The sequence below is a fragment of the Pseudomonas sp. ANT_H4 genome (assembly GCF_008369295.1).
Lineage (GTDB): Bacteria > Pseudomonadota > Gammaproteobacteria > Pseudomonadales > Pseudomonadaceae > Aquipseudomonas.
In genome coordinates this window covers 296,910-319,141 of sequence record NZ_VOBG01000002.1, presented here as the reverse complement: position 1 = coordinate 319,141, position 22,232 = coordinate 296,910, and the positions used below count along the sequence as shown (strand labels likewise).

Genomic DNA, 22,232 nt, shown 5'->3' with positions numbered 1-22,232 from the left:
AGCAAACCCAGAATCGACGCAGCCATGACCACCCCCAGCACACCCAAAGCACCGCGCAAGAAGCCTAAACCCGTAACCCCGGCCAAGGTCGTCGTTCCACGGGAAAAGGCCAGCCTGCACCCGCGTAACCGCCATCAGGGCCGTTACGACTTCCCGGCGCTGATCAAGACCACGCCAGAACTGGCCAAGTTCGTGATCCTCAACCCCTACGGCAAGGAAAGCATCGACTTCGCCAGCCCGGATGCGGTGCGGGTGTTCAACCGGGCGCTGCTCAAGTCCTTCTATGGCGTCAATCACTGGGATATCCCGGCTGATTACCTGTGCCCACCGGTTCCTGGGCGTGCCGACTACGTACACTTTCTGGCCGACCTGCTGGCCAGCGTCAACGAGGGCGTGATCCCCCGTGGCGCGCCGGTCAAGGTGCTGGACATCGGCATGGGCGCCAACTGTGTCTACCCGTTGATCGGCTATAGCGATTACCGCTGGCACTTCCTCGGTTCGGAAGTCGACCCGACAGCCGTGGCCGCTGCCAAGGCCATTGTGCAGTCCAACGGGCTGAACAAGTCCATCCAGCTGCGCCTGCAAAGCAACCCCAAGCACATCCTGCTAGGCCTGCTGGAGCCGGGCGAGCGCTTTGACCTGACCATGTGCAACCCGCCGTTCCATGCCTCCATGGATGAAGCGACCAAAGGCAGCGAGCGCAAATGGCGCGCCCTAGGCCGGGCCGACCCGAAACGTAAACTGCCTGTGCTCAATTTTGGTGGCCAATCGGCCGAATTGTGGTGTGAAGGCGGCGAAGCACGGTTTGTCACGCAGTTGATCGCCGAGAGCACGAACTTCCAGCAAAAGGTGTTGTGGTTCAGCACCCTGGTATCAAAAGCGTCCAACCTGCCAGCAATCCAGACCGCGCTGAAAAAGGCCGGAGTGCTGGAAAGCCAGGTGGTGGAAATGTCTCAGGGGCAGAAACAGAGCCGCTTCGTTGCCTGGACCTTCCAGACCAAATCCGAGCAGCAGACCTGGCGTCAGCGCTGGGCCCGTAAAGACTAAACCCAAGGAGCAAGGGCTCCGCGCTTCTCCGGAATGCCCGCGCTATCCTGGCGTTTTTCACGAGCAAGAACTAGGCGTCCCCCTCGCGTCTACAGTTAAAACAAAATCGCAGGCAACAAAAAACCGTGCCCGGATCGCTCCGGAGCACGGTTTTTTTTGCTGCGTCTTACTTGTTGATCGAGTCGGTCAGGCCTTTGGCCACAACCAGCTTGATAACTTTCTTTGCAGCGATTTCGATGGCAGCGCCAGTCGAAGGGTTACGGCCAGTACGGGCAGGACGCTCGGTCACTTTCAATTTGCCAACGCCTGGCAGAGTGATTTCGCCGCCGTTTTCCAGCTGGTCAGCAACGATCTGGCTCAGTTGGTCCAGAAGTGCGCGCACGGTAGTTTTCGGTGCGTCTACAGCTTCAGCCAGATCAGCGATCAGTTGGTCTTTAGTAATAGCCATTGTGGTGTTCCTTCCCTATCAAATTCATGTGGATTGCAGAGTGCAGTGTCAGCCATCGAGCCCGACCGTAAGGCCTGGCACCCGAGGCTATAACCACGAAGATCGGGGTTATAGATGCCTGAAACGGGGTTTGGTTCGACCTGACAAATGCTGAATGCACGCTTAACGCCGAGACATCGCGTAAGACGGGGCAAAACTAGCACAGAGACGGGGAAATATCCGCCTCTACCTACCCATTTGGTCAGCTTTATCGTTCTAAATCGTGAAAAAAACACATATGGGTCGTCGGACGACTCCCGAAGTACCCTTCGGACACCGCCGCGACCAGCGGGTGCGGTACACTGGCGACTTTTTCCGGGAGGCCAACCACTCCCACTCAACCAGCCGAGAAGCCTATGCCGATCCGTCATTGCATCGTCCACCTGATCGACAAAAAACCCGACGGCACCCCTGCAATTCTCCACGCCCGCGACTCCGAGCTTGCCGAGTCGGCTGCCATCGAGAACATGCTTGCCGACCTCAACGAGAGCTATAACGCCAAACAAGGCAAGGCCTGGGGGTTTTTCCATGCCGAGTCGGGCGCGCACCCGTTCAGCGGCTGGTTGAAGGAATATTTCGACGGTGGCCTGGATTTCACTGCCTTCAGCCGCGTGGCGGTCGAGCATCTGCAAAAGCTGATGGAAGAGTCCAACCTTTCCGTCGGCGGCCATGTGCTGTTTGCCCACTATCAACAAGGCATGACCGACTACCTTGCCATCGCCCTGCTGCACCATAGTGAAGGCGTGGCGGTGACCGATGAGCTGGACGTGACGCCCTCGCGCCACCTGGACCTGGGCCAACTGCACCTCGCTGCGCGGATCAACGTGTCCGAGTGGCAGAACAACAAGCAGTCCAAGCAATACATCTCCTTTATCAAGGGCAAGAACGGCAAAAAGGTCTCGGAGTACTTCCGCGACTTTATCGGCTGCCAGGAAGGTATCGACGGCCCGGGCGAGACCCGCACCCTGCTCAAGGCCTTCAGCGACTTCGTTGAAAGCGAAGACCTGCCGGACGAATCCGCTCGCGAGAAAACCAAGACCTTGGTGAACTACGCCAGCAGCCAGGCCAAGCTTGGCGAGCCCATGGGCCTGGAAGAACTGTCGGGGCTGATTGACGAAGAACGGCCGAAAGCCTTCTACGATCACATCCGCAACAAGGATTACGGCTTGTCGCCGGAAATCCCGGCCGACAAACGCACCCTTAACCAGTTCCGCCGCTTCACCGGGCGCGCCGAAGGCCTGTCCATCAGCTTTGAAGCGCACCTGCTGGGCGACAAGATCGAATACGACGAAGCCGCTGGCACCCTGATCATCAAGGGCCTGCCGACCCAGTTGACTGACCAGCTCAAGCGCCGTAACTGATGCTGGGTGGTGCGCTGAAGAAAGTTCTGCTGGTGTTGCTGGTGGTTGTGGTTTTCCAGAACTGGGGCAAGATCGAGCGGGTATTCAACCCATCGCAGGTAGTGTCAGAGCAGGTCAGGGTCAACGCCAAGGTGGTGTTGTACGCCACCGACTGGTGCGGCTACTGCAAGCAGACACAACGTTTTCTCGATCAGAAGGGCATTCCCTACAAGGTCGTCGATATCGAAAAGGACGCCCAGGCGCGCAAGGCCTATGAGGCCCTGGGCGGTGGTGGGATTCCGTTTGTGGACGTGAATGGCACGCTGATTCGCGATTACAACCCGGATGCGATCATGGCGGCGCTCAAATAACCAAAGCCGCACACGGATTTGTCTGAGAGCTGGCTTGCCTGCGATGGCCGTTGGTATCTACACCTCTCTTGAGGTTGTTGATGCTGATATTTTGGGGCAGGTTTGAGTACATATCCGTTGCTGCGGTAACGGCGGCTTAGGGTTACCCCCTGGCCCAGCGCGGCTAAACCGGCATCCTTGCCGGTTTACCCACTGCGCAATACCTGCGTTCGGCCTCTGGTTTTATGGGCAGGCAGATCCAGAGCCTGATCAAAAGCAGAGCAAAAGCTAGTGCCGGGGTCGATCCGCTTCTCTGTAGGAGCGAGCTTGCTCGCGAAGAGCCTGAGGGCACCGCATTCATCCAGGAAGCCCATGTCATCGTTAACGACCATCGTCGGAACGCCGCCCGGAGCAAGCTCGCTCCTACAGTGGGCAGTGGGCAGTGGGCATGGGATCTGCTCTTGCTTTTCACCACTCAGGTCGGCTACCAGGCCGCCGTGCTTTTGCTTTTGATCTAAGGCGCCCCGTTAAACCACGCTGGCTGAACGCAGGCATTGATCCGTGGGTAAACCGGCAGGACGCCGGTTTAGCCGCGCTGGGCCAAGGATGGCCCATCGCGGCGGCCCACGGAGCAATGCCGCAGAGAAGGCATGCCGAGCCTAAGCGAGGCACCGAGTGGTGGGGCAAGAGCGCTTTGGTTACTTTCGTCTGGGCCGGCATTCCGGCTTTTCGAAAGTGACACGCCGTAAGGGCGTAACCCTAATCAGCCCCAACCAAAATAACGGATATGTACCCACCCAGCCCAACCCAACCTATTGCCCACAACCCCAGAATCCTGTCCGCAACAATACATAGATCCCTATGCGACGACCCGACAAGCCAGCGCCTACATTAAACCGCCTGCCTACTGAGCCTGAATGCGAAACCCGAATCGTGGAAAGTGCACATGCACTGTGCCGCCACGCTCATCGGTACGGCGCAGGATCAACGCCTCGCGACCGGCGAACATCAACTCACCCGCCACAGGGTCGACGCCATAGTCGGTCGCAGCGATGGTTACCTGCTGGCCGGCCTTGAAGCCATTCGGCTCTTCGAACAACTCATCCGGCAATGCTGCTGGCGTGGCGTTTCGTGCCACCTCCAGGGCTTGCTCGGCGCTCATTTCAGTCGCCGAACCATGGCCAAACCCCATGACCCGTGCATGCCAGGTAGATACGGCGGGATAAACGTCGACCAGAGGCGATGTCACGGCCGTCGCTTTGAGAAACCACAACGGATGCGCCATGGCGAAGTCGGCAATCGACGGTTCGCCAAACAGGAAGTCCCCCTGCTCACGCTGCAACTGTTGCTCCAGGCGCGCCATAATGGCTGGCCATTGATGGCGCGCCTGCTCGGCAGGCACACGGACGGCCGCGCCACCGGAGAACAACGCGGTCCGGTCGGCGACAAATGCCTTGACCGCTTCCGGCGGTAACTTGGCAAAGCGCACCGCCACCGACTCAGGTTGGAACACCAGGCTGACGGCATGGGCGAACACCACCGAATCGACCCAGGCGGCAAAGGTTTGGGTGATCATCTCCTGGCCTTCAGGAAAGAGCGCCGGGGTGGCTTTTGCCTGTTCCAGGCGCTGGGCAATCATCGCGGTATCGCAGTAAATATCGGCCCCAACCTGCAACACCGGGGTTTTGCGGTAGCCGCCGGTCAGGGCGGTCAGATCGGGCTTGGGCATCACTGGCGAGATATGCACCGACCGCCAGGAAAGGCCTTTGAAGCCCAGCATCAGACGAGTTTTTTCCGCGAATGGGGATGCCGGGTAATGGTGAAGAATCAACTCAGACATGCTGGAATCCGCTAAACGAGTGGACTTGCAGCTTAGCGTGAGAAAACCAGACAGCCTACCCATCTGCCTGATGGGAACTTATCAGTCAAATTGATAAGCCACTGGCCGCCAGGCATTCCTTGGCGCTTTTTTTCAGCTTTTTGATCAGCCGCTCCTGACGCAGGGCTTCGCTCTTGCTGGAACAAACCTCGGTGTAGACCAGCGCCACCGCCGGGCTGGAGAGAAAAAACCGTGCGCCCTTGCCGCTCTGATGCGAGGCAAAGCGGCGCAGCGGATCATTGCTGATCCCGCAATACAGCGAGCCATTGGCTGCGCGCACCAAGTAGACGAACCACGTTTTGGGCGCTGCTGGCTCAACTTCAGCACAGGTAGAAGGACTATTCACAGACTGTTCTGGCAAACGAAAAGAGCGCCAATCTTATCAACGACTGGCCTGGAACGCCTTCAACCCTTTCAACGCCTGGGCACGCACCGCATTGCGCACCAGCGGCGTCCAACCCAGCAGCAGGCCCTTGGTACCGAGAGCCTGGCGGGACCAGCGCCACAAGTCGAAGTGATCGTGGTGTTCGCAGATCTTGCCATCGCGAAAGACAAAGCGCGCCTGGATGACGTTGACCACTGTATTGCCGGTCTGGCTGAACAGATACGTCGCCACCCAATGGGCGCTACCGGTGATTTCATCACTATGTACCCCGTCGAAGGTCAGAGAAAAATCCTTGGCCCGTGTGGTCAGCATGCGCCACATATCCCCTGCATCTCGCCCGCACAACTCGCCAAATGCCGGATCGCTGAACACCACATCATCGGTGTAGCAAGCGCTCATGGCCTCAGCATCCAACCGCTGCAAAGCGCTGTAGAACTCAGTGATCAGGGCGTTATGGGCGTCGCTCATGGGCAGGCTCCGAAAGGGTGGCGGCTACGTAAGATAGTGCGCAAGCACCTGGAACACTATCGGCATTTATGGCGGGAATGCCGCGGGTAAGGCCATAAGGCACCATGCCGCAACTGCGAGCATAGGCGCCACTGGAAGTGGTCTATCTGTAGGTTCAGAGCTTCTCGCTGGTGACTTGCACATACAACGCACGCCCGGCGCCGAGGCCCGCAATGATCGCACCGAGACCGATCACCGCGAAAATCCAGCCCACGGCCGCCCAGCCGCCGGTCCAGTCATGCACCAGGCCGACCGCGAAGGGGCCGAGGGACGCCAGGGTGTAGCCAAATCCCTGGGCCATGCTCGACAAGTTGGCCGCCACGTGGGAGTCCCGCGAGCGCAGCACAATCAAAGTCAGCGCCAGGCTGAACGTACCACCCTGCCCCAGGCCCAGCAGAATCGCCCAGCCCCACAAACCGTCCAGCGGTGCATACAGGCAACCGAACAGGCCGCCGAGGGTCAGCAGCATCACCACCACGATAGCCAGGCGCTGGTCCTTGCCGCGCGTAGCCAACCAAGGCGCCGCCAGGGAGCTGGCCAGTTGCACGAGCACCGAACCTGAAAGCACCAGGCCTGCCTGGGTCGCCGTCAAGCCACGACCGATCAGGATCGACGGCAACCAGCCAAATACGATGTAGGCCAGGGACGATTGCAGCCCCATGTACAACGTCACCTGCCAGGCCAGCGGATCACGCAGCAAGCCGCGCACGCGATAGGCCACGTGGTGGGCGCCGTGTTTCTGGCCAACCTGGGGCAGCCAGAACAGTGCAGCCACCAACGCCGGAAGAATCCAGAAACCCAGGCCGATGGCCCAGCTATCACCAAAATACTGGCTCAACGGCACAGTGGCACCGGCCGCCAGCGCCGCCCCCAGGCACAGGGCCATGGTGTAGACGCCAGTCATGGTTCCCGCCTGCTTGGCGAAGTCACGCTTGACGATACCGGGCAATAGCACGCCGATGATGCCGATGCTGGCGCCGGCCAGCAGGCTGCCAGCAAACAATCCGACTTCGCCGAAGGAACTGCGCAGGATGATGCCGCAAGCCAGGGTCAGCAAAATCCCCAACACCACCCGCTCGGCACCAAAACGCCGGGCGAGGATTGGCGCCAGCGGCGCGAACAGCCCCAGGCACAACACCGGCAAAGTGGTCAGCAGACCAGCCTTGGCCGCCGACAGGCCGAGGCTGACGGACACTTCGCTGAGCAAGGGCGACATGCTCGACAACGCCGGACGCAAGTTCAGCGCCACCAGGATCAAGCCCAGCAGCAACAGCCAGGGGCGACTCACCAGCGGATGATTGTGCTGAACCTCGTCATCATCGGCTTCGGCATCGATCAGCAGCTCTTCCAGCTCGGCCTTGCGCGGGGTATTTTCAGGCCGGAGCTTTTCTGTACGGCGCTTTTCTGTACGGCGCTTTTCTGTACTGAACATGATGTTCTCGGCTTCAAGGTTCATTGATCAACTGCCGGCAAAGGGCCTTGGCACGTTCCGGGTCCTGTTGCTCCACCGCATCGAGCAGCTCGGCATGCAGGTCGAACACCGATTGGCGGCGAGGTTTGATATTGAGGGTTTGGCGCAACTGGGCGCCGACGATGCTGGAGAAGTACTGGTACAGCTCGCTCAAGGCGGGGTTGTGGGCGGCGTCCACCAGGCGTTTGTGGAACACCAGATCGCAGCTGATGTAGTGCTCCAGATCGCCGTGGTAATGCTCGCCGCTGGCGCTTAATGCCAGGCGCAGGGCGTGTAGGTCTTCATCGGTACGGCGTAGCGCAGCCAGGCCTATGGCTTCGACTTCGAGAATCTGCCGCGTCTCCTGGGCCTGGGCCAGAGAGCAGTGGGACAAGGCTTTCATCGCCCCCAGCGGGTCGGTCATTGAGCGCAGGTAACTGCCATCGCCCTGGCGAATCTCGATCAACCCGCAAAACGCCAGCACGCGCATGGCCTCGCGCACGGTATTGCGGCTGATGCCCAGTTCGGCGGACAGCTCGGGTTCGGTAGGCAGGCGCTCACCGATCGCCCATTTCCCCTGGTTGATACGCTGGCGCAGTTGCTCCAGGGCCTGATCAACCAGGGAGCGTTTTATCAGTGGAGCAATGTCTGTCATAGGATTCGCCTTTCATCCAATCATAGGATGAATTTCCCTGCATGGTAGTCAGACTTACCTACAAGGGCAACGTACTAGGGTTGTTTACGTGACAACGCCATGACGGGTTTCAAGGGTCGCTGCGCAACCATTAGCGTCAAAGGCATGGAGCGGCGTGTCGATGATCTTTCTGGCGGGGAATTCCAGAAGTGCGGGGAACCTTCAAATACACCGAGCACAAGGAACATGAAAACCTCACGGTTTCCTGAGCCCCAAACAATAAACCCGGCACTAGGCCGGGTTTACTTTTAAGCATCATCCACAGATCAATGCAGAATCTGGCTCAAGAACAACTTGGTCCGATCATTCTGCGGATTATCGAAGAAGTCATTCGGCGCCGCCTGTTCAACGATCTCACCCTTGTCCATGAAGATCACCCGGTTCGCCACAGTACGGGCAAAGCCCATCTCGTGGGTTACGCAGAGCATGGTCATGCCGTCTTCAGCCAGGCCGATCATGGTGTCCAGCACCTCTTTCACCATTTCCGGATCGAGTGCCGACGTCGGCTCATCGAACAGCATGATTTTCGGCTTCATGCACAGCGCCCGGGCAATCGCCACGCGCTGTTGCTGGCCGCCGGACAGTTGCCCCGGGAACTTGTGGGCCTGCTCCGGAATGCGCACGCGCTCCAGGTAATGCATGGCAATTTCTTCAGCCTTGCGCTTGGGCATCTTGCGCACCCACATCGGCGCCAGCGTGCAGTTTTGCAGGATGGTCAGGTGCGGGAACAGGTTGAAGTGCTGGAACACCATGCCGACTTCACGGCGGACCGTTTCGATCTGCTTGAGGTCGTTGGTCAGCTCCACGCCATCGACCACGATGCGGCCTTGCTGGTGTTCTTCCAGGCGGTTAAGGCAGCGGATGGTGGTGGACTTGCCGGAACCCGACGGGCCACACAGCACGATACGCTCGCCCTGCTTGACGTTGAGATTGATATCTTTCAACACATGGAACTGGCCGTACCACTTGTTGACGCCCTGCATCTGGATAATGCCTTCAGGGCTTGCAGGCTGTTTGATCGCTTCGCTCATCACTTAATTCCTAAATTAGGTACAGCCTTAGCGCTTGTGGCCTGTGTCCAGCTTGTGTTCCAAATGAATGGAATAGCGAGACATACCAAAACAGAAAATCCAGAACACCAGGGCCGCGAACACGTAGCCTTCGGTGGCCATCCCCAGCCATTTCGGGTCGGCGGCGGCTTGCTTGACGCTGTTGAGCAAGTCGAACAGGCCGATGATGATCACCAGACTCGTGTCCTTGAACAGCGCAATGAAGGTGTTGACGATGCCCGGAATCACCATCTTCAACGCCTGGGGCAAGATCACCAGGCCCATGCTGCGCCAGTAGCCCAGGCCCATCGCCGCAGCCGCTTCGTACTGACCCTTGGGAATCGCCTGTAAACCACCGCGCACTACTTCAGCGACATAGGCCGACTGGAACAGGATCACGCCGATCAAGGCCCGCAGCAACTTGTCGATGCCCATGCCTTCAGGCAGGAACAACGGCAACATCACCGAAGACATAAACAGCACGGTGATCAATGGCACGCCGCGCCAGAACTCGATGAAGGTCACGCAGACCACCCGAATCGCCGGCATGTTCGAGCGGCGCCCCAGCGCCAGCAGAATGCCCAACGGCAAGGCCCCGGCGATACCGACGGTAGCGATCACCAGAGTCAGCATCAGGCCGCCCCATTGGCTGGTCGCCACGTTGGTCAGGCCGAAGATCCCGCCATGCAGCAGGAAGTAGGCAATGATCGGATACAGCACCAAAAAACTCAGGCCGTAGACTGCCTTGCGTTGAAAGCGCGAGATAAACAGCGGCGCCACGCCAACGATGGCCAGCCACACAGTCATGTCCACACGCCAGCGCAGCTCGCTGGGGTAGTAGCCGTACATGAACTGCCCGAAGCGCTGTTGGATAAACACCCAGCAGGCGCCCTCCTTGGTGCAGTCGGCGCGGGTTGTACCGACCCAGTTAGCGTCGATGATTGCCCAGCTGAGAATCGGTGGCACCACCAGGTAGATCAGGTAGAACGCCAACAGCGTCAGCAGGGTATTGAGCCAGCTGGAAAACATGTTGGCGCGTATCCACGCCATCGGCCCGAAAATTTTGCTCGGTGGCGGCATATCGGGTTTGAAAGTATGCGTACTCATGGGCGTTTCCTCACCGCTCGATCAGCGCAATGCGCTTGTTGTACCAGTTCATCAGCAGGGAAATGCTGATGCTGATCGCCAGGTACACGCTCATGGTGATAGCAATGACTTCGATGGCCTGGCCGGTCTGGTTGAGCACCGTGCCGGCAAACAACGAAACCATTTCCGGGTAACCGATACCGGCCGCCAGAGACGAGTTTTTCGCCAGGTTCAGGTATTGGCTGGTCAGCGGCGGAATGATCACCCGCAACGCTTGCGGAATGATGACTTTGCGCAACGTTGGGCCAGGGCGCAGGCCCAGGGAGCGGGCTGCTTCGGTCTGGCCGTGGCTGACCGACTTGATCCCGGAGCGCACGATCTCGGCGATAAACGCCGCGGTGTACACCGTCAGGGCCAGGGTCAGCGCCAGCAGTTCTGGAATCAACACCCAGCCGCCAACGAAGTTGAAGCCCTTGAGTTCCGGCATTTCCCAATGCACCGGTGCACCGAACAACAACGCGCACAATGCAGGCATCACCAGGATCAGGCCCAGGCCCACCCAGAACTTGTGGAACGGCACGCCAGTGGCTTCAAAGCGCTTGTTGGCCCAGCGGGTCATCAGCACGATGGCGATGATCGCCACCACAACGCTGACCACGAACGGCCAGAATCCGTCCGCCGCAATGGCGGCCGGCATGTTCAGGCCACGACTGCTGACAAAGAAGGTGTCACCGAAGTTATGACTGTTACGCGGCCCCGGCATGGTCAGGAACACCGCGAAGTACCAGAACAGGATTTGCAGCAGCGGCGGGATGTTGCGGAACACTTCCACATACACAGTCGCCAGTTTGCTGATGATCCAGTTCGGCGACAGCCGCGCCACACCAATAATGAAACCGAGGAGGGTCGCCAGGACCACGCCGATAACGGTCACCAGCAAGGTGTTGAGCAGGCCGATCACAAAGACCCGGGCGTAGCTGTCCGATTCCGTGTAGTCGATCAGATGCTGAGCGATGCCGAAGCCGGCACTGCGCTCAAGGAAGTCAAAACCCGAGGTAATGCCCCGGTGCTGAAGGTTGGTTTGCGTGTTGTTGAACAGGTACCAGCCCAGCGAGACCACCGCGACAATGGTGATGATCTGAAATAGCCACGCACGCACTTTTGGATCGCTGAAGCTGAGCTTCTGCTTTGGTGCGCCGATTTGATTTTGCATGAAGTGCCCCAGAAATAATGGTACAGAACATCACCCGGCGGTTGGCCCACCGGGTGATAGAACCATCAGCGATCAGCGCACAGGTGGTGCGTATTGAATGCCGCCGTTGTTCCACAGCGCGTTCAAGCCACGGTCGATAGCCAGAGGGGTGTTCTTGCCCAGGTTCTTCTCGAACACTTCGCCGTAGTTACCCACTTGCTTGACGATCTGCACGACCCAGTCCTTGCGAACCTTCAGGTCCTTGCCGTATTCACCGTCGGCGCCCAGCAGACGAGCGACGTCAGGGTTCTTGGTGGATTTGGCTTCGGCTTCAACGTTTTTCGAAGTGATACCGGCTTCTTCGGCGTTGAGCATGGCGAACAGGGTCCACTTGACGATGCTGAACCACTCTTCGTCGCCTTTACGCACGACCGGGCCCAGAGGCTCCTTGGAGATGGTTTCCGGCAGAACCACGTAGTCGCCAGGGGACGCCAGCTTGCTGCGTTGTGCGTAGAGCTGGGATTTGTCCGAGGTCAACACGTCGCAACGACCGGATTCCAGCGACTTGGCGCTTTCGTCGGAGGTGTCGAAGGTGATCGGGGTGTACTTGAGGTTGTTGCCACGGAAGTAGTCGGAAACGTTCAGCTCAGTGGTGGTACCGGCCTGGATGCAGATGGTCGCGCCGTCCAGTTCCTTGGCACTTTTCACGCCCAGCTTGTTGTTTACCAGGAAGCCGATGCCGTCGTAGTAAGTCACGCCAGCGAACACCAGGCCCATGCCCGAATCCCGGGAACTGGTCCAGGTGGTATTACGCGACAACACGTCAACTTCGCCGGACTGAAGCGCGGTGAAACGCTCCTTGGCATTCAACTGGCTGAATTTGACCTTGGTTGCGTCGCCGAAAACGGCAGCGGCCACGGCACGGCAAATGTCAGCGTCGATCCCGAGGATCTTGCCGCTGGCATCCGGTACCGAGAAGCCCGGCAAACCGTCGCTCACGCCACATTGCACAAAGCCTTTCTTCTGCACGGCATCCAGAGTGGCGCCGGCCTGGGCGAAACCACTGACACCCAATACGGCGGCCGCGGTCACGATGGCCAGGGTGGATTTCAATACCTTCATTCAAACCTCCAGTTTGCTCTTGTTGTGTCGGAGCTTGAGCCCTGCCGCACCCTTTTGAGGCGAAATCGACCCGTGTTGGCTTTTTTTGGGGTCAAACGGCATCAGGCTGTCGCTATAAGTCCAGTAGGAGAAAGTCCATCAATGGATCGTCTTGCCCTCACTAAACAGCCGAACGGGCGATAGCCCTTTCATGTTTGCGAAGCCCGTAACAGGCAGTGGCAAACGTCCATCAATGGTCTTGCTATCCCCCATACGGTTGTGACTGATAGTGTTACCGCCGTAAGAGAGAGCTGACCTCAGCTTCTGCATAGCAAGCGCCGTACCACAGTGACGGCTAAAGCGATTCAGCCGCAGGTCAAGAGCAAAAGATTCAACCTTGCGACATCTTCTTAACTGATTAACCGACTGCGCACCGTCCCGACGCACCCAATCGGAGCGAGCGCACATTAATGGAGCAGACATGACCGAACCCTTGATTCTTCAGCCCGCCAAGCCCGCAGACGCCTGCGTTATCTGGTTGCATGGCCTGGGTGCCGATCGCTACGACTTCCTGCCGGTAGCCGAAGCCCTGCAGGAAACATTGCTGACCACACGCCTCGTTTTGCCCCAGGCACCGACTCGCGCGGTGACCATCAACGGCGGCTATGAAATGCCCAGTTGGTACGACATTCTGGCCATGAGCCCGGCCCGAGCCATCAGCCGCGAACAGCTTGATGAGTCGGCGAAAATGGTCACCGACTTGATCGAGGAGCAAAAAACCAGCGGAATAGACCCTTCGCGAATTTTTCTCGCCGGCTTTTCCCAAGGCGGCGCAGTGGTATTACACGCAGCCTTCCTGAAATGGCAGGGTGCCTTGGGTGGCGTACTTGCCCTCTCCACTTACGCACCGACCTTCAGCGACGAGCTGCAATTATCTGCCAGCCAACAGCGTATTCCCGTGCTGTGCCTACATGGTCAGTACGACGACGTGGTACAGAACGCCATGGGCCGTAGCGCTTATGAGCATTTGAAGTCCCGTGGTGTCACCGTGACATGGCAGGAATACCCAATGGGCCACGAAGTGTTACCCGAGGAGATACGCGATATCGGTGCCTGGTTGACCACTCATTTGGGCTGAAAACCACACATTGTGTAGCCGTATGACCAACGCACTACGCCGCGCCCGATTCTTGCATTACACTGGCCGGCGTACATTCCTTAACCAATTGATGAGATGACCGTGCTCAAAGCACTCAAGAAAATGTTCGGTAAAAGCGAGGCTGAGCAGCTCGCGCCTGGTTCCAGTGCCCACGCCCACGTTCAAGGCAGCCGCAATGACGGTCAGCAGCCAGGCCGGACCGCACCTGTTGCCTCGCCAAAAAAAGAGCCGGTGACCACACCCGCCACGGTTGAAACCGCGCAAGAACAGCCCGCTGAGAAGCCGCTCCAGGAGAAGCCTCGCCGCGAGCGAGCGCCCAAACCTGTGGTCATTCCCTGGAAACTGGAAGACTTCGCAGTCGAACCCCAGGAAGGCAAAACCCGTTTCCACGACTTCAAACTCGCCCCGGAACTGATGCACGCCATCCAGGACCTGGGTTTCCCGTACTGCACGCCGATCCAGGCGCAAGTACTGGGTTTCACCCTGGCGGGTAAAGACGCCATCGGTCGCGCGCAGACCGGCACCGGCAAGACCGCCGCGTTCCTGATCTCGATCATCACTCAACTGCTGCAAACCCCGCCGCCCAAAGAGCGCTACATGGGCGAGCCCCGTGCGCTGATCATCGCTCCGACCCGGGAGTTGGTGGTGCAGATCGCCAAGGACGCCGCCGACCTGACCAAGTACACCGGCCTCAACGTCATGACGTTCGTGGGCGGTATGGACTTCGACAAACAGCTCAAGCACCTGGAAGCGCGCCACTGCGACATCCTGGTAGCCACACCGGGCCGTTTGCTGGACTTCAACCAGCGCGGCGACGTGCACCTGGACATGGTCGAAGTGATGGTGCTGGACGAAGCCGACCGCATGCTCGACATGGGTTTCATCCCGCAAGTGCGTCAGATCATTCGCCAGACCCCGCCGAAAGACGAACGCCAGACCCTGCTGTTCTCCGCGACCTTCACTGAAGACGTGATGAACCTCGCCAAGCAGTGGACCACTGAGCCGTCCATCGTCGAGATCGAAGCGCTGAACGTTGCCAGCGAAAACGTCGAACAGCACATCTACGCCGTTGCCGGCGCCGACAAGTACAAGTTGCTCTACAACCTGATCAACGACAACGGCTGGGAACGGGTCATGGTCTTTGCCAACCGCAAGGACGAAGTGCGGCGCATCGAAGAGCGCCTGGTGCGTGACGGCGTCAACGCTGCGCAATTGTCCGGCGACGTACCGCAGCACAAGCGTATCAAGACGCTGGAAGGTTTTCGCGAAGGCAAGATTCGCGTGCTGGTAGCCACCGACGTGGCTGGCCGTGGGATTCATATCGAAGGCATCAGCCACGTGATCAACTTCACCCTGCCGGAAGTACCGGACGACTACGTACACCGCATCGGCCGTACCGGTCGCGCAGGTGCCGCAGGCGTGTCCATCAGCTTTGCCGGTGAAGATGACTCCTATCAGTTGCCGTCGATCGAAACCCTGCTGGGCCGCAAGATCAGTTGCGAAACGCCGACCACGCATTTGTTGCGAGCCGTAGAGCGCAAACGCCCTTAAGGACTACGCCGCTTTCTGTAGGAGCGAGCTTGCTCGCGAAAAACGTTAACGATAACGCGTGCATCCTGGATAAACGCGGTGCCCTTGAGTTTTTCGCGAGCAAGCTCGCTCCTACAGAAGAGCCTTCAAGGAGGAACACATGAACCAGGCCGACTACATCATTATCGGCGGTGGAATCGCTGGGGCCTCCGCCGGTTACTGGCTGTCGCAACATGCCCGCGTCATCGTGCTGGAGCGCGAATCGCTGCCGGGTTACCACTCCACCGGCCGCTCGGCCGCCCTGTATATCGCTGCCTACGGTACGCCCCAAGTGCGTGCCCTCACCCTCGGCAGCCGCGCCTTCTTCGATCACCCGCCCACAGGTTTCGCCGAGCATCCACTGCTCACGCCTCGTGGTGAATTGCTGGTGGACTTGATTGGCGATCCCGCTGAGTTGCAGCGCCAATACCTGAGTGCTAAGGCCCTGGTGCCCGAAACACAGCTGCTCGACGTCGAGGAGTCGATGGCCATGATGCCGATCCTGCGCCGGGAGAAGGTCCATGGAGGAATTTACGATCCGACGGTCTGTGACATCGATACCGACGCGCTGTATCAGGGTTACTTGCGTGGCATTCGGCGCAATGGCGGTGAAATCCACACCGACAATGAGGTGCTGCAACTGACCCGCGACAGCCAGGGTCAGTGGCTGATCCGCACCTCACAACAACGCTTCAGCGCCCCGGTTATTATCAATGCCGCTGGCGCATGGGCCGATACTCTCGGCGAACTGGCCGGTGCCCGAAAAATCGGCCTGCAACCCAAGCGGCGTAGCGCATTCATCTTCGCGCCTCCTCCCGAACTAGACATCCATTCCTGGCCGGAGTTGGCGGCCCTCGACGGTTCGTTCTATATGAAACCCGACGCGGGCATGTTCCTCGGCTCACCGGCCAATGCCGACCCCGTCGAGCCCCATGATGTGCAGCCTGAAGAGCTGGACATTGCCATGGGCATCTATCAGATCGAAGAAGCCACCACCCTGACTATCCGCCGCCCGACACGAACGTGGGCCGGGTTGCGCAGTTTTGTCAGTGATGGGGACCTGGTGTGCGGGTTTGATCCGCAGGTGGAGGGGTTGTTCTGGGTTGCCGCTCAGGGTGGTTATGGGATTCAAACATCGCCAGCCATGGGTCAGGCCAGTGCGGCGCTGGTGCGGGGTGAGAAGTTGCCGCAGGCACTGGCAGGGTTTGGGTTGACAGAGGCGATGTTGTCGCCACACAGGCTGAAAACCTCAGAATAACCCTGTGGCGAACGGGCTTGTCGGATCGACACAACAAGCCCACTCACCACAAGTACAGCACCCACTATTTATTTCCAGCGATCGGCCGCAGCATGATCGCTGTCGCGCCCTTCCACCCAGCGCGCCCCTTCGTTGGTGTTTTCTTTCTTCCAGAACGGCGCACGCGTCTTCAGGTAGTCCATCACAAACGCGCAGGCATCAAAGGCCGCCTGGCGATGAGCACTGGCAGCGGCAACGAAAACAATAGGTTCGCCGGGCTCCAAGGCGCCGATGCGGTGCAACACTTCCAGTTTGAGCAACGGCCAGCGTTGTTCAGCCTCCACGGCGATCTTGCCGAGGGCCTTTTCGGTCATGCCTGGATAGTGCTCCAGGAACATTCCCGCCACATCGAGGCCGTCGTTGAAGTCGCGCACGTAACCGACAAAACTCACCACCGCGCCAACACCAACGTTAGCCGCGTGCATGGCGTTGACTTCCGCGCCTGGATCAAAGGGCTGGGCCTGCACACGAATCGCCATGCTTAGCCTCCGGTCACTGGGGGGAAAAAGGCCACTTCATCGCCGTCAGCCAGCGGCTCGTCGAGCGAGCAAAGCTCTTCATTGCGAGCGCACATCAAACCGGTTTCGTTGAGCACTTCAAATTCGGGATCTGCTGCCAACGCCTGGCGCACGGCCTCAACCGTGGCAAAATCGCCTTCGACCTCCAGCGAGTCCAGATCCACGGCTTCGCGGTAGCGGGCAAAAAACAGCACTGTGATACTCATTGTTCATCCGCCTTGAAATGCCCACTTTTGCCGCCGAGTTTTTCCAGCAGGCGAATACTTTCGATGGTCATGCCACGGTCCACGGCCTTGCACATATCGTAGATCGTCAGGGCAGCGACACTGGCCGCGGTCAGCGCTTCCATCTCCACGCCAGTCTGGCCGGACAGCTTGCAGCGGGCGACGATATGTACCGCGTCGTCGCCTTCGGCACTGAGTTCAAGCTTGACGCCAGTGAGCATCAGCGGGTGACACAGGGGGATCAAATCACTGGTCTTCTTCGCCGCCTGGATCCCGGCGATCCGCGCCACGGCGAATACGTCGCCCTTGGGGTGGGCGCCGTCGACGATCATTTTCAGGGTGCCGGGCAGCATACGCACCCGCGCTTCGGCCACCGCTTCACGGAACGTCACGGTTTTTTCAGTGACGTCGACCATGTGGGCGCGACCTTGGGAATCGAGATGAGTTAGCACAGGGATACTCCTGATCAGAAGCAGGGATTGTAAACCTGTAGGTCAATTTTGCGTACGCGCGTTTATGTCGCAGTAGAAACCGGGCGACAGCATCGTCGCCCGGTTGCAGTTGGTGTTACAGATGGGATTCGGCGTATTCCGCCAGAATCGAACGTGGAACCCCTTGCAGGGCGATGTGCACGCCGTTGGGGAAGTCCTTGAAGCGTTCCGTCAGGTAGGTCAGCCCGGAGCTGGTCGCGGACAGGTAAGGGGTGTCGATTTGTGCCAGGTTGCCCAGGCACACCACTTTAGAGCCCGCGCCGGCACGGGTGATGATGGTTTTCATCTGGTGCGGCGTAAGGTTCTGGCATTCATCGATCAAAATCAGGCTTTGCTGGAAGCTGCGACCCCGGATGTAGTTGAGGGATTTGAACTGCAACGGCACTTTGCTGAGGATGTAGTCGACGCTGCCATGGGTGTTTTCGTCATCCATGTGCAAGGCTTCGAGGTTGTCGGTGATCGCCCCCAGCCACGGCTCCATTTTTTCCGCCTCGGTGCCGGGCAGGAAACCGATTTCCTGGTCCAGGCCCTGCACGCTGCGGGTGGCGATGATGCGGCGATAACGCTTGGTGACCATGGTCTGCTCGATGGCGGCGGCCAGGGCGAGGATGGTTTTCCCCGAGCCTGCGGCGCCGGTCAGGTTGACCAGGTGGATGTCCGGATCGAGCAGGGCATACAGCGCCAGGCTCTGGTAAATGTCACGCGGTTTCAGGCCCCAGGCTTCCTGGTGCAACAGGGGTTCCTGATGCAGGTCGAGGATCAGCAATTTATCGACCTGGATCTCCTTGATCCAGCCGACAAAGCCCTGTTCGTCGATGATGAATTCGTTGATGTGCACGGCCGGCAGGTTGTCGATCAGTTGTACCTGGTGCCAGGTGCGGCCATGGTCCTGACGGGTTTCGACCTTGCTGACGCGATCCCAGAACGAGCCGGTCATGTTGTGATAACCACGGGACAACATCGACACATCGTCGACCAGTTGATCGGTACTGTAGTCCTCGGCAGCGATCCCACACGCTCGTGCCTTGAGGCGCATATTGATGTCTTTGGTCACCAGCACCAGGCGCAGGTCCTTGTCGCGTGCGTGCAGGTCGATCAATTGGTTGATGATTTTGTTGTCGTTCAGATTTTCCGGCAACAGGATGTTGGGCTCGCTGCGCTTGTTCATCAGAATCGACAGCAAGCCCTTGGGCCCACTTTTACCGCGCTGGATCGGTACGCCCACCTCGACGTCGGCGGGTGACGCTTCGCCCAGGGTCTTGTCGATCAAGCGGATGGCCTGGCGACATTCGGCGGCAACGCTGTGAGGCCCGCTTTTAAGTTTGTCGAGTTCCTCAAGCACGATCATCGGGATGGCGACGTGGTGTTCTTCGAAATTAAGCAGCGCGTTTGGATCGTGGATCAATACGTTGGTATCAAGCACATAAAGGATTGGCTGGTTGGAAGAAGGGTTACGTCCATGATCATCCATACTCGGTCACCTTTGTGGGAGCCAGTCGACGCAATACCGTGACAGTGCTGCGCCTCGATTCGACCACCGAACACACCTGAGGGACGTCAAGTGCGTTGCACACAAGAGGAGTCTTGGAAGACGCCACCTGTGTTGCAGGTTTCGGCTGTCTGTCTTCGTAATACCGCAAAACCCATGACAGAAAAAAGCACTTTGACGCTTTTTTGAAGTTTATTTTTCAGGATGACGAATAGCACTAGGCGAGCGTCCGATGCACCGTTAAAGTCAGAAGTCCGCCTGTATCGAAATTTCTTCCGTTTTCGCCCCGAAAAACCCTCATCCCCAACAGGGCCGGGCATCTCGCCGTTTCAGCGAAACGCTTCGCGACAATCCTGCCAGCCGAGTCCACTTTCAGCCGTCGCCTGCAACAGCCAGGGCAGCGCCACTCGTGCCTTGTCCTGAGTGTCATGGAACACAATTACCCCCCGGCGCCACAGCAGCATCAACGTCAGTACCCGCTGGCCGGACTCATCGGCCTTGAGTTTGCCCGCCTCATCCTCCGAATCGATGTCCCACAACGCCACTTGCAGCCCCTGAGACTGGAAAAACCCCTGGGCATCAGCGCGACGCTGGCCATACGGCGGCCGGAACAACGGCACATAGTTTTCCGGCAACAGGTTCTGCACCAGCGTGGCACTGCGGGTGATCGAACTTTGCCAGTCGACCCAATGACTGTGGGAGCGGTACTGCCAGCCCTGGATGCCGACACACTGGCCCTGATAAAGCGCCTGCACATCGGCAGACGAACTTTTCTCCAGACGCATCTGCAGGCTGTTGCCGAGGGCGAAAAACGTGGCGTTCATTTTCTGTTTGCGCAGGTAGTCGGCGAGCCAATCGGTATTGCCGCTGGTCGGCGCCGGGCCGCCGTCGAAGGTCAACAAAAACAGGCGGTCGTTCAGCTCATTGCCGTTACGCTCATGGTCGCCGAAGCGCGCCACTTCGCTGCTGATTTGCGGGAACAGCGCGGCCTTGCGCAGTTGTTCATCCAGATAACGCTCGTGGAAAGCCCGGCTTGGCGCGGCCCAGCCTATGTAGAAGGAGCTGTCGCTGACCTCGAACTTGCTGGCCTGCTCACGCAGGTCGTCCATGCTTTCCACCAGGTAGCAGAACGAGGCGTCCTGCTCACAGCTTTGCTGGGCGAACGTGTAGTTTTCCAGCAGCCGTTGCCACAGCTGGCGGCGCAGGTCGTCGATGGACCCCAGGTTGATGATCTTCAGGCCCAGGCGCTGTTTGAGGGCAGGCTCATCAAGCGCCTCGCTGGCCAGCAAGGCACGGGCGAACATCAGGATTTCCGCCCGGGATGCCACATCGAACAGCGCCGGGCTACTCAATTTCTCGGGCCAGGTGCTGCGGTCCAGGCTGGCCACATCCACCGGTGCCGCCTGGATATTCAGACACACCAGCCAGGCTGACAACAAAAGCGCAATTCGCACAGAGGGTCTCCATCTCCAGAGTCGTCGGGCACTATAGCCGATCAGCCCCTATCAGCATCATAGGTGGAGTCAAACCGCCCCAGCCCCTAGAATCCCCCGACGATTACAGGAGACGACTTCATGCTGATGGTGATTTCCCCAGCCAAAACCCTCGATTTCGAGTTACCGCCGGTGACCCCGCACTTTACCCAGCCGCAATATCTCAACCACTCCCAGGAGCTGATCGAGCAATTGCGCGAGCTAAGCCCAGCGCAGATCAGCGAGCTGATGCACGTCTCCGACAAGATTGGCGGCCTTAACGCGGCACGCTTCGGCAGTTGGACCCCAGCCTTCACACCGGCCAACGCCAAACAGGCGTTGCTGGCGTTCAAGGGCGACGTCTACACCGGCCTGAATGCCGAGACCTTCAAGGACGCCGACTTCGCCTACGCCCAGGATCACCTGCGCATGCTCTCCGGCCTGTACGGCCTGCTGCGCCCCCTGGACCTGATGATGCCTTACAGGCTGGAGATGGGCACCAAACTGGCCAACGCCCGTGGCAAGGACCTGTACGCCTTCTGGGGCACCCGTATCAGCGAGTGGCTCAACGAAGCCTTGGTCGAACAGGGCGATGACGTTTTGCTCAACCTGGCCTCCAACGAGTACTTCTCGGCGGTCAAGCGCCCGGCCTTGAACGCACGGATCATCAACACCGAGTTCAAGGACCTGAAAAACGGCCAGTACAAGATCATCAGCTTCTACGCCAAGAAGGCCCGAGGCATGATGAGCCGCTTTGTGATTGAAGAACGCATCAACGACCCGGCCTTGCTCAAGCAGTTTGATGCCCAGGGTTATCGCTTCAATGCCGAGCAGTCCAAGCCGGATAACCTGGTGTTTTTGCGCGACCACGCACCGGAATAAGGCTACCCCCGACAACGCACAACTTGTGGAGAGCGGGTAAGCGCCCTCTCCACAAAAGCCTCTCCTCTCCCTTTCCGTCGCGAAAAATCGTCATTTATTTGGCGTCAAAAATTATTATTCAGAATTTATAACGATTCTTTCACTCGACATTCGTCAGTTTTTTTTGTAGTGGCACCACTTTTTTAAATCAGTAGTGGCACAAAACCATTTAAGCCCCGCAACTCCCTGCAACTACTGACTAAAGCAGCAAGTGCTATCACTCCACTACCAGTGCCATCTTTCTCAATATTTCAAGAAATTTCCGGAAACAGGATGAGCGGCCAGGAACTATGTCCTAAAGCACCGCTCATACCACCGGTAACGATTATCTCTTTCCTTGTACGAGATTACTTACACAGCGACCAACGGAAGTAGCAAAGTTGTCACATACACTTTGGCTCGATGGTCAAACCATCAACTGATTAGTTGAGGACGGGCGATAAGGCTTCACAGCCATCCCCTACAAGGCCAAGGCTGAGCTTACCTGTATGAGCCAGTGAGACAACCCAAGGCTCTGATATTAAA

23 protein-coding genes are annotated in these 22,232 nt (G+C 58.6%); 8 read left to right on the top strand and 15 right to left on the bottom strand.

The features are described from left to right. The first annotated feature begins 24 nt into the window (after nucleotides 1-24). The gene (gene rlmF, locus FQ182_RS04115) at nucleotides 25-1,047 is read left to right on the top strand and encodes a 23S rRNA (adenine(1618)-N(6))-methyltransferase RlmF (protein ID WP_149410983.1); all 1,023 of its coding nucleotides are present in this window, start codon (nucleotides 25-27) and stop codon (nucleotides 1,045-1,047) included. A 166-nt stretch (nucleotides 1,048-1,213) separates the two neighbouring features. On the opposite strand, the gene FQ182_RS04110 is transcribed toward rlmF, so the two are convergent. After that, nucleotides 1,214-1,495: an HU family DNA-binding protein gene (locus FQ182_RS04110; RefSeq protein ID WP_133099761.1), complete on the bottom strand. Its 282-nt coding sequence runs from the start codon at nucleotides 1,493-1,495 to the stop codon at nucleotides 1,214-1,216. A gap of 395 nt (nucleotides 1,496-1,890) precedes the next feature. Here FQ182_RS04110 and yejK point away from each other — a divergent pair, with 395 nt between their 5' ends. From yejK to FQ182_RS29695, 3 genes are all read left to right on the top strand, one after another. Beyond that, the gene (gene yejK / locus FQ182_RS04105; RefSeq protein ID WP_149410982.1) at nucleotides 1,891-2,895 is read left to right on the top strand and encodes a nucleoid-associated protein YejK; all 1,005 of its coding nucleotides are present in this window, start codon (nucleotides 1,891-1,893) and stop codon (nucleotides 2,893-2,895) included. Continuing rightward, nucleotides 2,895-3,245: a glutaredoxin family protein gene (locus tag FQ182_RS04100; protein ID WP_149410981.1), complete on the top strand. Its 351-nt coding sequence runs from the start codon at nucleotides 2,895-2,897 to the stop codon at nucleotides 3,243-3,245. Before yejK ends, FQ182_RS04100 begins: the two co-directional genes overlap by 1 nt. 224 nt (nucleotides 3,246-3,469) lie before the next feature. Then, nucleotides 3,470-3,742: a hypothetical protein gene (locus FQ182_RS29695; RefSeq protein WP_178114383.1), complete on the top strand. Its 273-nt coding sequence runs from the start codon at nucleotides 3,470-3,472 to the stop codon at nucleotides 3,740-3,742. A gap of 386 nt (nucleotides 3,743-4,128) precedes the next feature. On the opposite strand, the gene FQ182_RS04085 is transcribed toward FQ182_RS29695, so the two are convergent. The 9 genes from FQ182_RS04085 to FQ182_RS04040 form a co-directional block, all read right to left on the bottom strand. Continuing rightward, nucleotides 4,129-5,064, bottom strand: coding sequence for a glutathione S-transferase family protein (locus FQ182_RS04085; RefSeq protein ID WP_149410980.1), 936 nt, complete (start codon nucleotides 5,062-5,064; stop codon nucleotides 4,129-4,131). Between the two features lie 85 nt (nucleotides 5,065-5,149). Then, nucleotides 5,150-5,449, bottom strand: coding sequence for a GIY-YIG nuclease family protein (locus FQ182_RS04080; protein ID WP_149410979.1), 300 nt, complete (start codon nucleotides 5,447-5,449; stop codon nucleotides 5,150-5,152). A gap of 36 nt (nucleotides 5,450-5,485) precedes the next feature. Continuing rightward, a complete protein-coding gene (locus FQ182_RS04075) occupies nucleotides 5,486-5,956 on the bottom strand; it encodes a nuclear transport factor 2 family protein (protein WP_149410978.1) in 471 nt (156 codons plus the stop codon). A 154-nt stretch (nucleotides 5,957-6,110) separates the two neighbouring features. Then, nucleotides 6,111-7,451, bottom strand: a complete 1,341-nt coding sequence (locus FQ182_RS04070; RefSeq protein ID WP_149410977.1) for a CynX/NimT family MFS transporter — start codon at nucleotides 7,449-7,451, stop codon at nucleotides 6,111-6,113. Next, entirely contained in the window at nucleotides 7,441-8,100 is a 660-nt protein-coding gene (locus FQ182_RS04065; protein ID WP_149410976.1) for a FadR/GntR family transcriptional regulator, read from the bottom strand. The genes FQ182_RS04070 and FQ182_RS04065 overlap by 11 nt, the downstream gene beginning before the upstream one ends. Before the next feature lie 305 nt (nucleotides 8,101-8,405). Next, complete coding sequence (locus FQ182_RS04055; protein ID WP_017340656.1) at nucleotides 8,406-9,170, bottom strand: amino acid ABC transporter ATP-binding protein; 765 nt, start codon at nucleotides 9,168-9,170, stop codon at nucleotides 8,406-8,408. A gap of 27 nt (nucleotides 9,171-9,197) precedes the next feature. Beyond that, nucleotides 9,198-10,295 (bottom strand): amino acid ABC transporter permease, encoded by a 1,098-nt coding sequence (locus FQ182_RS04050; RefSeq protein ID WP_149410975.1) that lies wholly within the window; start codon nucleotides 10,293-10,295, stop codon nucleotides 9,198-9,200. A 10-nt stretch (nucleotides 10,296-10,305) separates the two neighbouring features. Beyond that, the gene (locus FQ182_RS04045; RefSeq protein ID WP_149410974.1) at nucleotides 10,306-11,487 is read right to left on the bottom strand and encodes an amino acid ABC transporter permease; all 1,182 of its coding nucleotides are present in this window, start codon (nucleotides 11,485-11,487) and stop codon (nucleotides 10,306-10,308) included. Nucleotides 11,488-11,559: 72 nt separating this feature from the next. Continuing rightward, nucleotides 11,560-12,588: an amino acid ABC transporter substrate-binding protein gene (locus FQ182_RS04040; RefSeq protein WP_133099771.1), complete on the bottom strand. Its 1,029-nt coding sequence runs from the start codon at nucleotides 12,586-12,588 to the stop codon at nucleotides 11,560-11,562. 460 nt (nucleotides 12,589-13,048) lie between these two features. Here FQ182_RS04040 and FQ182_RS04035 point away from each other — a divergent pair, with 460 nt between their 5' ends. From FQ182_RS04035 to FQ182_RS04025, 3 genes are all read left to right on the top strand, one after another. After that, nucleotides 13,049-13,705: an alpha/beta hydrolase gene (locus FQ182_RS04035; protein WP_149410973.1), complete on the top strand. Its 657-nt coding sequence runs from the start codon at nucleotides 13,049-13,051 to the stop codon at nucleotides 13,703-13,705. Nucleotides 13,706-13,801: 96 nt separating this feature from the next. Then, entirely contained in the window at nucleotides 13,802-15,277 is a 1,476-nt protein-coding gene (gene rhlB, locus FQ182_RS04030; protein WP_149410972.1) for an ATP-dependent RNA helicase RhlB, read from the top strand. Nucleotides 15,278-15,416: 139 nt separating this feature from the next. After that, nucleotides 15,417-16,553, top strand: coding sequence for an FAD-binding oxidoreductase (locus FQ182_RS04025; protein WP_149410971.1), 1,137 nt, complete (start codon nucleotides 15,417-15,419; stop codon nucleotides 16,551-16,553). A gap of 68 nt (nucleotides 16,554-16,621) precedes the next feature. Here FQ182_RS04025 and moaE read toward each other — a convergent pair whose 3' ends face one another. The 5 genes from moaE to FQ182_RS04000 form a co-directional block, all read right to left on the bottom strand. After that, nucleotides 16,622-17,071 carry a molybdopterin synthase catalytic subunit MoaE gene (moaE, locus tag FQ182_RS04020; protein WP_149410970.1) on the bottom strand — a complete coding sequence of 150 codons (450 nt, stop codon included), beginning with the start codon at nucleotides 17,069-17,071 and terminating at the stop codon, nucleotides 16,622-16,624. Nucleotides 17,072-17,073: 2 nt separating this feature from the next. Further along, nucleotides 17,074-17,316, bottom strand: coding sequence for a molybdopterin converting factor subunit 1 (gene moaD / locus FQ182_RS04015; protein WP_149410969.1), 243 nt, complete (start codon nucleotides 17,314-17,316; stop codon nucleotides 17,074-17,076). Then, nucleotides 17,313-17,786: a cyclic pyranopterin monophosphate synthase MoaC gene (moaC, locus tag FQ182_RS04010; RefSeq protein ID WP_149410968.1), complete on the bottom strand. Its 474-nt coding sequence runs from the start codon at nucleotides 17,784-17,786 to the stop codon at nucleotides 17,313-17,315. The genes moaD and moaC overlap by 4 nt, the downstream gene beginning before the upstream one ends. Before the next feature lie 115 nt (nucleotides 17,787-17,901). Beyond that, complete coding sequence (locus FQ182_RS04005; protein WP_149410967.1) at nucleotides 17,902-19,296, bottom strand: PhoH family protein; 1,395 nt, start codon at nucleotides 19,294-19,296, stop codon at nucleotides 17,902-17,904. 347 nt (nucleotides 19,297-19,643) lie between these two features. After that, on the bottom strand, nucleotides 19,644-20,768 hold the full coding sequence (locus FQ182_RS04000; protein WP_149410966.1) for a polysaccharide deacetylase family protein: 1,125 nt from the start codon (nucleotides 20,766-20,768) through the stop codon (nucleotides 19,644-19,646). 120 nt (nucleotides 20,769-20,888) lie between these two features. Here FQ182_RS04000 and yaaA point away from each other — a divergent pair, with 120 nt between their 5' ends. Then, a complete protein-coding gene (yaaA, locus tag FQ182_RS03995) occupies nucleotides 20,889-21,668 on the top strand; it encodes a peroxide stress protein YaaA (RefSeq protein ID WP_149410965.1) in 780 nt (259 codons plus the stop codon). Nucleotides 21,669-22,232 lie beyond the last annotated feature (564 nt).